Annotated in this window: 12 protein-coding genes; 11 read left to right on the top strand and 1 reads right to left on the bottom strand. The window is 65.7% G+C overall.

Going from position 1 to position 12,170, the window contains the following annotated elements; translation table 11 throughout:
• Positions 1-178: 178 nt before the first annotated feature.
• On the bottom strand, positions 179-961 hold the full coding sequence (locus Q0326_RS04185; protein WP_298687431.1) for a DUF4236 domain-containing protein: 783 nt from the start codon (positions 959-961) through the stop codon (positions 179-181).
• A gap of 166 nt (positions 962-1,127) precedes the next feature.
• Between Q0326_RS04185 and Q0326_RS04180 the strand changes: the two genes are divergently transcribed.
• From Q0326_RS04180 to trbF, 11 genes are all read left to right on the top strand, one after another.
• Positions 1,128-1,370, top strand: coding sequence for a hypothetical protein (locus Q0326_RS04180; RefSeq protein WP_298687429.1), 243 nt, complete (start codon positions 1,128-1,130; stop codon positions 1,368-1,370).
• Positions 1,367-2,530, top strand: a complete 1,164-nt coding sequence (locus Q0326_RS04175) for a crosslink repair DNA glycosylase YcaQ family protein (RefSeq protein ID WP_298687427.1) — start codon at positions 1,367-1,369, stop codon at positions 2,528-2,530. The genes Q0326_RS04180 and Q0326_RS04175 overlap by 4 nt, the downstream gene beginning before the upstream one ends.
• A 504-nt stretch (positions 2,531-3,034) precedes the next feature.
• Positions 3,035-5,065 (top strand): conjugal transfer protein TraG, encoded by a 2,031-nt coding sequence (locus tag Q0326_RS04170; RefSeq protein WP_298687425.1) that lies wholly within the window; start codon positions 3,035-3,037, stop codon positions 5,063-5,065.
• A 2-nt stretch (positions 5,066-5,067) separates the two neighbouring features.
• The gene (locus Q0326_RS04165; protein WP_298687435.1) at positions 5,068-5,487 is read left to right on the top strand and encodes a CopG family transcriptional regulator; all 420 of its coding nucleotides are present in this window, start codon (positions 5,068-5,070) and stop codon (positions 5,485-5,487) included.
• Positions 5,484-6,470 (top strand): P-type conjugative transfer ATPase TrbB, encoded by a 987-nt coding sequence (trbB, locus tag Q0326_RS04160; protein ID WP_298687423.1) that lies wholly within the window; start codon positions 5,484-5,486, stop codon positions 6,468-6,470. Before Q0326_RS04165 ends, trbB begins: the two co-directional genes overlap by 4 nt.
• 5 nt (positions 6,471-6,475) lie before the next feature.
• Positions 6,476-6,814 (top strand): TrbC/VirB2 family protein, encoded by a 339-nt coding sequence (locus Q0326_RS04155; RefSeq protein ID WP_298687433.1) that lies wholly within the window; start codon positions 6,476-6,478, stop codon positions 6,812-6,814.
• Complete coding sequence (locus Q0326_RS04150; protein ID WP_298687421.1) at positions 6,811-7,098, top strand: VirB3 family type IV secretion system protein; 288 nt, start codon at positions 6,811-6,813, stop codon at positions 7,096-7,098. Before Q0326_RS04155 ends, Q0326_RS04150 begins: the two co-directional genes overlap by 4 nt.
• Positions 7,092-9,539: a conjugal transfer protein TrbE gene (gene trbE / locus Q0326_RS04145; protein ID WP_298687418.1), complete on the top strand. Its 2,448-nt coding sequence runs from the start codon at positions 7,092-7,094 to the stop codon at positions 9,537-9,539. The genes Q0326_RS04150 and trbE overlap by 7 nt, the downstream gene beginning before the upstream one ends.
• Entirely contained in the window at positions 9,536-10,264 is a 729-nt protein-coding gene (gene trbJ / locus Q0326_RS04140) for a P-type conjugative transfer protein TrbJ (protein WP_298687415.1), read from the top strand. Before trbE ends, trbJ begins: the two co-directional genes overlap by 4 nt.
• 138 nt (positions 10,265-10,402) lie before the next feature.
• Positions 10,403-11,710 (top strand): P-type conjugative transfer protein TrbL, encoded by a 1,308-nt coding sequence (gene trbL, locus Q0326_RS04135; protein WP_298687413.1) that lies wholly within the window; start codon positions 10,403-10,405, stop codon positions 11,708-11,710.
• A gap of 3 nt (positions 11,711-11,713) precedes the next feature.
• Positions 11,714-12,170 (top strand): conjugal transfer protein TrbF (gene trbF / locus Q0326_RS04130; RefSeq protein ID WP_298687411.1); only part of this gene is annotated, 457 nt, incomplete at its 3' end.

The raw sequence follows: 12,170 nt of genomic DNA, 5'->3' as shown, positions 1-12,170 counted from the left end.
AGCCGCCTGACATCATCCGGATTGGCCGCTTTTGCAGACATTGACGCACACAACCGCGCACGGTTCAGCCCGGCGCGCGATCCATCCCGGCAGACCGTTGCCGGATCCTGGACGAATTCGGTGGCGTGGAATTTGCCGGGTCAATGATCATGGGCGACCGTCGGACCCCGCGCCGATGTCAGACCCCGTAGCGTTTGTTGCCGCCGCTCGTGATGCAGTAGCGGCCGCCGCGAGGTCCGATGCAAACCCCGCCGACGCCGCACGGGCAGCCGCCGTCCAGCGTCGGGTGCGATTTATGCGAGATGCGGTGGTGATGTGCGCCATAGGTTCCCAGCACCGCGCCGCCGAGAAGCGGGAGATTGCGGGCGTGGTGGCGGGTGCCGACGGTCCCGACCAGCGGAGAAGCGGCGGTCGCAGGCGATGTCGGCGCGTCCGGGGACAGGAATTGCGACAGCGCCCAGCAGTCGCCGGCACCGGCGCTCGACGCCCTGCTCCAGCCGTTGGTGGTCGCGGTCGCCCTGACGGCGGCGTCCTTGTCGAGCGTTCTCACGATTGATCCTGCAGGTCCGGCGATGGAGCGGCAGTTGAGCGCGAGAGCGGTGACATACGACGTCGCGATGGGCGCAACCGTCGCAGGGCGCGCGGTCGGCGCGCCCGGTGGCGACGCGGCGAACAGGCCGATGAGGCCGAGGATGAGCACCGCGCCGATGCCCACCACCCAGCCAGCGCCGCTGGAGCGGGCGGGCGTTCCACCCACCAGGTTCGCGGGCCGCGCCGCGTGCGGAGTGAGCGTCGAATAGGCGAGGCCGGACCCGGGAATTCCGACGGTTGTGCGCGTGCCCTTTTTGCTGAGGTTCACGGTGGCGCCGTTTCCGCCGATGCTGGTGCTGACGCCGGACTTGCTGAAATTGAGGCGGATGCCGGGGATGATCCGCACCGACCTATGGAACCTGAACCCCATCTCCGCCCCTTTTCTCGGTCAGCCTTTTGCAGCACCGGCCGCCGTTTATCCAGACGGTCGCGCAAAGGCGTCGGGGCGCCATCGACGAGCCGCTCGTCGCATTGCCGGGAATTGCACTTCCATCGAACGCGAAGCCGCTTAACTGGCGTCCGGACGGAGGACCGGCGTGAGCGAAAACCAATCGAATATCCCGCCGGAGATCATCGCCTGCATGGCCGAGGGCAGGGATCCGACCGTTCATGAGTTGACCCGGCTTGCGGCCCGCATCGCGAGCGAGGTCTGGGGCCGCCGGTCTGCCTTCGCGTGGGGAGGGCTGACCAGCGATGACTCTGTGCGGCTGATCAGCCTGCGGTTGGCGCATGTGGCGCTGATCGGTCAGGTACCGGACAAACGATCGTCCGAGGGATGACCATTCCGGTGCTGAGCGTCGCCGCCGCGCGCCGGATCGCGCTCGCCGCGCAGGGGTTCGGATCGCCGCATCCCGCGATTGCCCACCAGGGGCATCTCCGTCGCACGCTGGGGAGGATCCAGCTGTTCCAGATCGACAGCGTCAACGTGCTGTCGCGAGCACATTATCTTCCTGCTTTTTCACGCCTTGGCGCCTACCCGCGGACGTTGTTGGATCGCGCGGCATGGGGTCGTAGGTCGGAGCGACGGCTTCTCGAATACTGGGCGCACGAGGCGTCGCTTCTGCCGTTGGAGATCCATCCGCTGCTCCGCTGGCGGATGGCGCGGGCTGATCGCGGCGAGGCTGGCTGGACCGGCATGCGCGTCTTCGCCGGCGAGCGCCGCGCCGAGGCCGAGGCTCTCCTCGGCCGCATCCGTGACGATGGTCCCGCCTCCGCATCCGACTTCGAGGAGGGGCGCAGTCGTCCCGGATGGTGGGAATGGGGTGACAGCAAGCGGATGCTGGAATGGCTGTTCTGGGCTGGGCACGTGACGACGAACACCCGCCGGAACAGCTTCGAGCGCATCTACGATCTGCCCGAGCGCGTACTGCCTGCCGAGATCCTCGGATTGCCGACACCGTCGGATGCCGATGCGTTTCGCGAGCTGGTCCTGCGGTCGGCGCAGGCGATGGGCATCGGCACTGCCACGGATCTGCGCGACTATTTCCGTCTGGGCGTCGTCGACGCGCGCGTCGCGATCGAACGGCTCGTGGACGAGGGCGCGCTGCTCCCGGTTCGCGTCGAGGGGTGGAAGCAGCCGGCCTATCTCGATCCTGCTGCGCGACGTCCCCGGCGGATCGACGCCCAGGCGCTTCTCGCGCCGTTCGACCCTCTGATCTGGGAACGGGATCGGACGGAGAGGCTGTTCGGCTTCCGGTACCGCATCGAGATCTACGTGCCCGCCGAGAAGCGCATTCACGGCTACTACGTCCTGCCCTTCCTGCTCGGGGACCGGATCGTCGCCCGCGTCGACCTCAAAGCCGATCGCGCCAACGGCCGGCTCCTGGTCCAGTCACGCCACTACGAGCCGGGCGCGCCGCCGGAGACGGGCGACCGGCTCGACGAGGAGCTGAGCCGCATCGCCGGCTGGCTGGGCCTGCAGAGCGTCAACCGGGCGTAGGCGAAGCTGGGGGCGGAAGGGCAGTTTACGATGCACCCGACTGGCGGCGACTGCGGCTATGGCACGACCAGCAGGTGCCTCCGTGGACGCCGTTGACCGCGCGCACCTAAGTTTGACCCAAAGTCGGCCCCTCATGCAGGTTTGGCGCAGTCCGAAAGCAGACGTTGGTTCAGGCCTATTCGCCTGTTTTCTGGGCTTTTGTGCGCGAGATTGACCGCGGCAGCATCCCAAAGCGGCCGGACCGCTCACCACCATATTTTACCGAATGCAGTCCTTCCGCTTTCACCACCGGGGCAGCGACACATCGACTGATGATAGAGCTAAAGCATTGAGCTCCCGACAGATCGAGGCGTGACAGGCTATATCTCGCGCCCTCGCGATTACACGATCGTCGTTGCGAGAGTTTGCGAGGTTCTGCGAGGAAACGGCACTCCCGCTGAACACGATTATGCCGGACTCCTGATCCGCCCGCACTGACGTTGCGACCGCGGGCGGAGAGCCCACATGACACCCACGAAACTCCTGATCGGCCAGATCCTTGTCGTGTTCGCTATCGTGTTCGCCGGCATCTGGCTGGCAACGCAGTGGGCCGCCGCACGATTGGCGTATCAGCCCGAACTCGGCCCTCCGGTCCTGTTATTCCTAAAGACGCCGATATATCGCCCCTGGGGTCTCTTCCCGTGGTGGTATCACTATGACGCCTACGCGCCGCACGTCTTCGATCGCGCGGGAGAGATTGCGGGCGCGAGTGGCTTCGTCGGATGCGGCGCCGCGATCTTCGGATCGCTCTGGCGCGCACGGCAGCGGCGGCACGTCACGACCTACGGTTCCGCTCGCTGGGCCACGACCTCGGATGCCCAGAGCGCAGGGCTGTTCGACGATGCCGGTGTGTTTCTCGGCAAGCTGAACAGCCGATATCTCCGTCACGACGGGCCGGAACATATTATGGCGTTCGCACCGACACGTTCGGGCAAGGGTGTCGGGCTTGTCGTGCCGACCCTGCTCGGTTGGACCGGATCTGCCGTCATCCATGACATCAAAGGCGAGAATTGGCAGCTCACTGCCGGATGGCGCGCACGATTTTCGCACTGCCTTCTGTTCAACCCGACCGATGAGCGCTCCGCCAGGTACAATCCTCTTCTCGAGGTACGGCGCGGCGCCAACGAAGTCCGCGACGTCCAGAACATCGCAGACATTCTGGTCGATCCGGAAGGCGCCCTCGAACGTCGTAGCCACTGGGAAAAAACCAGCCATTCCTTGCTCGTCGGCGCGATCCTGCACGTGCTCTATGCGGAGCAGGAAAAGACGCTCTCCCGCGTCGCGACTTTCCTGTCCGATCCCCAGCGGAGTTTTGCCGACACGCTGAAGCGCATGATGGCGACCAACCATCTCGGCACCGACGAGGCGCCGCTCGTCCATCCCGTCGTGGCGTCGGCCGCACGCGAGCTTCTCAACAAATCCGACAACGAACGGTCCGGCGTCCTGTCAACCGCGATGAGCTTCCTCGGCCTCTATCGCGATCCGACCGTGGCAGCCGTAACGTCCTCATGCGACTGGCGCATCGCCGATCTGGTCGAGGCGGAGCAGCCGTTGTCGCTGTACCTCGTCGTGCCGCCGTCCGACATCTCGCGGACCAAGCCGCTCGTGCGGCTGGTGCTCAACCAGATCGGTCGTCGATTGACCGAGCACCTCCATGCCGCTGAGCATGGCCGTCGCCACAAGCTGCTCATGATGCTCGACGAGTTTCCGGCACTCGGTCGGCTCGACTTCTTCGAAACGTCGCTGGCCTTCCTAGCGGGCTACGGTGTCCGCGCCTTTCTCATCGCGCAAAGCCTCAACCAGATTGAAAAGGCTTACGGCGAGCACAACGCGATCCTCGATAACTGCCACGTCCGCGTCGCCTTCGCGACCAACGACGAGCGGACCGCGAAGCGAATTTCCGATGCACTCGGCACGGCGACCGAGCAGCGTGCGATGCGCAACTATGCCGGGCATCGGCTCGCGCCGTGGCTCAGCCATGTCATGGTCAGCCGCCAGGAGACCGCGCGAGCGCTGCTGACGCCCGGTGAGGTCATGCAGCTGCCGGCAACCGATGAACTGGTCCTGGTGTCGGGTCTGTCGCCGATCCGCGCTCGGAAGCTCCGCTACTTCGAGGACCCGACCTTCTCAAATCGCGTGGTGGCACCGCCAACACTCTCCGATGGTCCCTATGCCGATCGACCTAAGCTGCTGCCCGACGACTGGACTGGCAAGATTCGCCACGTCGACGAGCGGCTCGCCTCGTTAGGAAGCGAAGACGACCAGACGAACGACGGCGGTCTCGAGCAGCAACGGCAACCGGGCACGCCCGACGAGAGCCCTGTAAAGGAGCCGGAGGCTGGCGCCGCTAACGCCCTCAATCTCGACGATCACGACGCCGATCCTGCAGGCGACAGCCAGATCATGGACAAGGCGCGAACGCCCGCGATCGCGCGGAACGCCTATGCGCTCGAAGACGGCGACAATCGCTCGACGACGCTCGGGCTGGATTTCTGATGATGGCCGACAAGATCCGCCATCAGCTCTTCCTGTCGACCGCGCTCACCGAACGGCTCGAGGCGCTCGCGGCGAAACCCGGGGTGACCAAGTCGGCAATCCTGGCCGACGCCATCGAGGCATGGTTGAGCCGAAAGGGCCGGAACGAGCTCGACGAACATTTCGGCATGCGTCTCGATCGGATCATCACGGCGCTTGGTCGCGTCGAACGCGACGGCCATGTTCAGCTCGAGACGCTGACACTGTTCATCCGATACGAACTCGCGATCCATGCACCGCTTGCCGAAACAGACAAGGCCGGCCGCGCGATCGCTCGTGATCGCTTCAACGCCTTCGTCCAGCAGGTGGGGCGGCAGGTCGCGACGGGTACGCGAACGCTCGGCGATCGCATGCCAAATCCCTTCGGAAAGTCCGGCCAATGACTGGCGCCCTGTCCGCTGAACGCCGGCGCGCGATGATCCGTACAGCGCTCGGTTCCTCGATCGCGGCCGCGCTGGCCGATCCGCGGATCGTCGAGATCATGGTCAATCCCGATGGAGCGCTGAGGGTCGATATCCTGGGTGAGGGCAGGGTCGATACCGATCTCCGCTTCGAGCCGGCTCAGGTTGAGCGCATCATCCGCCTCGTCGCGAGCCATGCCCGCACCGAGGTGCATGGCGATGCCCCGATCGTGTCGGCCGAACTTCCGCCGCATGCCAAAGGGCGGGCAGGGGAGCGCTTCGAGGGTGTGCTGCCGCCCGTATCGACCGGCCCCTGTTTCTCGATCCGGAAGCCCGCCGAGCGACTGCATAAGCTCATCGACTATGTGAACGACGGCATGATGTCACCGGACGCGGCACGCATCCTGTCGATGGCCGTGGTCGAACGCCGTAATATCCTCGTGGCCGGCGGGACCAGCTCGGGCAAGACCACGCTCGCCAACGCGCTTCTGGCCGAAATGGCCTCGCTCGACGAGCGCGTCATCCTGATCGAGGACACGCGTGAGCTGCAAAGCCCGGCGCCCGACACGGTGGCGCTGCGCACGCGGACCGGCACTGTCAGCATGGCCGATCTGGTCCGCTCGACGCTGCGGCTTCGCCCCGACCGCATCATTGTCGGCGAGGTCCGTGGGCCTGAAGCGCTTGATATGCTCAAGGCCTGGAACACCGGCCATCCGGGCGGCATCTCCACGGTCCACGCCAACAGTGCCGCGTCCGCCCTTCATCGGATCGAACAGCTGATCCAGGAGGCGGCCGTCACGGTGCCGCGCGCGCTGATCGCCGACGCGATCGACCTGGTCGTCTTCATCTCCGGCCGCGGCCTCGCCCGCCGGATCGCCCAAATCGTGCGCCTCGCCGGCGTCGATCCCGACGGTGGCTACGGCCTCGTCGATCTCCTGCCGCCAACCCAAACCCACGGAGACTGACCATGATGACGATTGCCCGTTCAAAAACGCGATTTTTCCTCCGTCGCCAATGGCTCGCTGCCGCCGGCCTCGCGCTTGGCCTTGCCACCACCGCACAGGCCGCCGGCACCGGCATGCCGTGGGAGCAGCCGCTCCAGCAAATCTTGGATTCCGTCCAGGGGCCGGTGGCCAAAATCCTGGCCGTCGCGGTCATCATCCTGACGGGCCTGACGCTGGCGTTCGGCGAGACCGCCGGCGGCTTCCGACGGCTTATCCAGATCGTGTTCGGTCTGTCGATCGCATTCGCGGCGTCGAGCTTCTTCCTGAGCTTCTTCAGCTTTGGCGGCGGAGCGCTGATCGCATGACGCTCGCCGGCCAGCATGGCGGCGAGGCCCATATCGCGGGCTTCGAGGTGCCGATTCACGGTTCGCTCGGCTCGCCGATCCTCCTGGGTGGCGCGCCGCGTGGTCTCGCGATCGTCAACGGCACGATCGCGGCGGCCGTGGGCCTGGGTCTCCAGCAATGGCTGGCCGGCGTCCTGCTCTGGGCGGCGGGGCACAGCCTCGCCGTCTTCGCCGCCCGGCGCGATCCCGATTTCGCGACCGTGCTGCTGCGCCACCTCCGCCAGAAGGGTTGGTTCACATGCTAGCGCTCCATGAATATCGCTCGTCCGCCGACCGGTTAGCGGACCATCTGCCATGGGCAGCATTGGTGGCGACCGGCATCGTCCTCAACAAGGATGGCAGCTTCTTGCGGGTCCTCGCCTTTCGAGGCCCTGACCTCGAGAGCGCGACCGAGGCCGAACTGGTCTCCGCCTGCGCGCGCGCGAACAATGTCCTAAAGCGGTTCGGCTCGGCCTGGGCGCTGCACTTCGATGCTGAGCGGCGAGAGGCGCTGGGCTATCCTGAAAGTTCATTTCCCGACGCGGCCTCGTGGCTAATCGATCAGGAGCGGCGCGCCAGCTTCGAAGCTGCAGGCAGGCATTATGAAAGCCGTTTCCATCTCACCCTGACGTGGTTGCCTGCGGCCGATCGCAGCGATAGCGCGGGGCGTTCGCTGATCCATCGACCCGACGCCGACGCTGGCCGCGACTGGCGAGCCGCTCTTGCGCAGTTCGCGGCCGAGACCGATCGGGCGCTGGACCTCTTCTCGGCTTTCATGCCCGAAGTGCGGGCGCTGAATTCGACTGAGACGTTGACCTATCTACACGCGACGATCTCGACCCGTCGTCACGATGTCGCACTGCCCGAGACGCCGCTCTATCTCGATGGACTGCTCGCCGATACGCCGTTGACGGGCGGGCTCGAGCCCAAGCTCGGCGATCTGCATCTGCGCACATTGAGCGTCATCGGCTTTCCGAACCTCAGCCGGCCCGGCATCCTCGATGCGCTCAATCACCAGGATTTCGCCTATCGCTGGGTGACCCGCTTCATCGCGCTCGACAAGACCGACGCCACTAAGGTGCTGACAAAGCTCCGGCGCCAATGGTTCAACAAGCGCAAGTCGATCACCGCGATGCTGCGCGAGGTCATGTACAATCAGCCGGTGCAGCTGCTCGACAGTGACGCCGACAACAAGGTGGTCGACGCCGACCTAGCCTTACAGGCGCTCGGTGGTGATCATGTTGCGTTCGGCTATCTGACGACGACGATCACGGTCTCGGACGGCGATCGCGGCCGCGCCGAGGAAAAGGTTCGTGCGGTCGAGCGGATCATCAACGGGCTCGGCTTCACGACGATCCGAGAAGGCGTCAACGCGGTCGAAGCCTGGCTGTCGTCACTGCCCGGCCATGCCTACGCCAATGTCCGCCAGCCGCTCGTCCACACGCTCAATCTCGCCCACCTCATGCCGCTGTCGTCGGTCTGGGCGGGACCGCCACGCAACAATCATCTTGACGGGCCGCCGCTGCTCGTCGCGCAGACGTCGGGATCGACGCCGTTTCGCCTCGCGACCCATATCGGCGATGTCGGCCATATGCTGGTCGTCGGGCCGACTGGCGCCGGCAAGTCGGTGCTGCTGGCCCTGATCGCGCTCCAGTTCCGACGCTATCCCCGCTCGCAGCTGATCATCTTCGACAAGGGTTTTTCAGCGCGTGCGGCGGTCCTCGCGATGGGCGGCGCGCATCATACGCTCGGCATCGGCGGGGATGTGGGCGACGGGCTCGCTTTCCAGCCGCTGCGCCGGATTGACAGGGCAAGCGAACGCAGCTGGGCGGTCGAATGGATCGCGGCTTTGCTCGCCCATGAGCGTGTGCTGGTCACGCCCGAGATCAAGGAGGCGATCTGGTCGGCGCTGACCAGCCTTGCGTCGGCGCCGGTCGAGGAGCGGACGCTTACCGGGCTCGTGCTGTTGCTCCAGTCCAACGCGCTGCGATCCGCGCTCGGCGCCTACACGCTCGACGGGCCTTATGGCCGCCTACTCGACGCGGCCGAGAGCGATCTCGCCTTCGCCGACGTGCAATGCTTCGAGACCGAAGCGCTGATGGGGCAGGCGGGAGTCGTCGCCCCGGTGCTGACCTATCTCTTCCATCGGCTCGAGGAGCGGTTCGACGGGCGGCCGACCCTACTGATCCTCGACGAGGCCTGGATCTTCCTCGATCATCCGCTCTTCGCCGCGCGCATCCGCGAGTGGTTGAAGACGCTCCGCAAGAAGAATGTCGCGGTGCTGTTCGCAACCCAAAGCCTCGCCGACATCGCCGACAGCAGCATCGCGCCCGCGATCATCGAGAGCTGCCCGCAGCGCATCCTTCTGCCCAACGACCGCGCGATCGAGCCGCAAGGCCGGGCCGCCTACGAGCGGTTCGGGCTCAATGCGCGTCAGATCGAGCTGGTCAGCCGGGCGACGCCGAAACGGCAATATTACCTGCAGTCGGCGCGCGGCAACCGCCTGTTCGAGCTTGGCCTCGGACCGATCGCGCTAGCGCTCTGCGGTGCGTCTGATCCCGCCAGCCAGCCGCGTTTCGACGCGCTGCTCGCCGAACACGGCTCCGCCGATTTTGCCGCCCGCCTTTTGACTGACGCCAACCTCGACTGGGCGGCCGCTCTGCTCGCCGATTTTCCAAATCCCGCTGAAAAAGGAGATGCCCTGTGAAACGTAGCTTCCTCATTACCGCCGCGCTCAGCGCTCTGGTGATATCGACTGCCGGCATTATCGGGCCTGCGACGCCGGCATCGGCGATTATCGTGTTCGATCCGACCAATTATGCCAAGAATCTGCTGACCGCGGAGCGCGCGCTGCAGCAGGTGAACAACCAGATTCGATCGCTGCAAAACGAAGCGACGATGCTGACCAACGAGGCGAAGAACCTCACCACCTTCAATTTCCCCGAACTCCAGCAGCTGACCTCGACGCTCCAGCAGATCAACACGCTGATGGGTCAGGCGCAGAATATCAGCTTCCACATCGGCGATCTGTCCGCCCAGTTTACCCGACTGTTTCCGGGCGAGACCTCGACGCCGTCGTCGAGCACGATGCAGGCGCTTGAAGCCAAGGCGCGCGTGGACGGGGTGCTTGCCGCCTATCGCGAGACGATGGCGGCGCAGAGCCAGATTGCCGGCAATGTCAGCGCGGATGCGGCAACCTTGTCGTCGCTCACCTCGCGCAGCCAAAACGCTGAGGGCGCGCTCCAGGTCGGACAGGCGACCAACCAGCTGCTCGCGCTGACCGCCAAGCAGCAGTTCCAGATCCAGCAAATGATGGCGACGCAATATCGCGCCGAGGCGACCGAAGCCGCGACAAAGGCCCAGTCCTCGATCGATGCGCAGGCCGCCACCGCCCGGTTTCTCGGTTCCGGCTCGGCCTACACGCCTCAGTAGGTCTTGAGCCGGTTTGGGAGACGGCAGGTTTGCGCCGGCCTGCCGTTGCCGTCGCGGGGCGCGTTCGACGCTCCCCCCAGATGCGTCTCGCGACATCCCTTCAGTTTCGGCCATCATCACCAGGAAGCAGATCGCGATATGTCCGATCTCAACATCATCGATCAGTTCATGACCGCCTTCATTCGCTACATCGACAGCGGGTTCGGGTTGTTGGGCGGCGATGTCCGCTATCTGACCACCACATTGATCGGCATCGACATCACGCTCGCCGGCCTGTTCTGGGCGATGGGCGGCGAACAGGACGTCATCGGCCGCTTCATCTGCAAGGTCCTCTACGTCGGCGCCTTCGCGTTCATCCTGAACAGCTTCTCGACGCTGGCGACGATCATCTTCAACTCGTTCGCCAGCATCGGCCTGACCGCCGGCGGCGGCACGCTCTCGGCCGACGACCTGCTCAAGCCAGGCCGGCTCGCCGGCACCGGTTTTTCTGCCGCCTGGCCGCTTCTACAGCAAGCCTCCAACATGATGGGCTTCGCGAGCTTCTTCGACAATTTCCTGACGATCGCGGTGCTGCTCTTCGCATGGGCGATCGTCGTCATCGCCTTCTTCGTGATCGCTGTGCAGATGTTCGTGACGATCATCGAGTTCAAGCTGACCAGCCTTGCCGGCTTCGTGCTGGTGCCCTTCGCATTGTGGAACCGGACGAGCTTTCTCGCAGAGCGCGTGCTTGGCAACGTCGTCTCGTCCGGCATCAAGGTGATGGTGCTCGCCGTCATCGTCGGTATCGGGTCGGGCTTCTTCGCGCAGTTCACCGCTGCATTGCAGGGCCACGATCCCGACATCGGCCAGGCAATGAGCCTGGTTCTTGCCAGCCTGTCGCTGTTCGGTCTCTCCATCTTTGGCCCCAGCATCGCGACCGGCCTCGTCGCCGGCGCCCCGCAACTCGGTGCCGGGGCCGCGCTCGGAACGACCGCCGGCGCCGTCGGCCTCACGATGGTCGGTGCCGGCGCTGCGCGCGCCATCGGCGGCGCGGCGCTTGGGGCCGTCCAAGCCGGCACCCGCATGGGCGCGGCCGCATCCGCCGCTTACACGCTCAGCCAGGAGGCGTCCGGCTCGTCCTCCATCAGCGCCGGCGTCGGCGGGATGGCGCAGGCGGCCGGCAATGCTGCTCGTTCGAGCATGTCGAACGCGTTCGGATTAAAAGAGGCTGCGGCCGACGGACGTACAGCCGCATGGGATGCTCTCAAAGGCGGCGGCGCGACAGCGGCACCGAGCGCAAACTCGTCCGGCGCGCAAAGCGCGGCGGGCGAAGCGCCCATCTGGGCCCAGCAGATCCGCGCTGAGCAGTCCGCCCGCCATCATCGCCAGATCGCCGCGCAGGCGATCCGCGAGGGCCATAGCGGCGGTGCATCCGCCACCCCCGACATTGACGAGAAGGAGGATTGAACCATGCACTTCAAGCGCGGCGTCCAGCGCTATGGACGCACCCCAGAACCCGAGACACCGTATCAGAGGGCGGGCCAGCTCTGGGACGAGCGGATCGGCTCCGCCCGCGTCCAGGCGCGCAACTGGCGGCTGATGGCGTTCGGCAGCTTAGGTCTCGCCAGTGCGCTCGCTGGCGGCATCGTCTGGCAGTCCCAGCAGAGCCGGGTCACGCCGTATGTCGTCGAGGTCGACCGGCTAGGCGAGGCGAGAGCGGTAACGCCGGCCGAGGCGGAATATACGCCAACCGACCCGCAAATCGCCTGGCACCTTGACCATTTCATCGATGAGGTCCGGTCGATCTCGCTCGATCCGGTGCTGATGAAGCAGGACTGGCTGTCGGCCTACGACTTCACCACCAAACGCGGCGCCGCCTTCCTAAGCGACTATGAGCGCGCCGCGGATCCGTTCGGCCGTGTCGGTG

This window comes from uncultured Sphingomonas sp. (assembly GCF_937859915.1).
Classification (GTDB): Bacteria; Pseudomonadota; Alphaproteobacteria; order Sphingomonadales; family Sphingomonadaceae; genus Solisphingomonas.
Note: the sequence above shows the minus strand (reverse complement) of the source record. Positions and strands in the feature narration are given on the sequence as shown.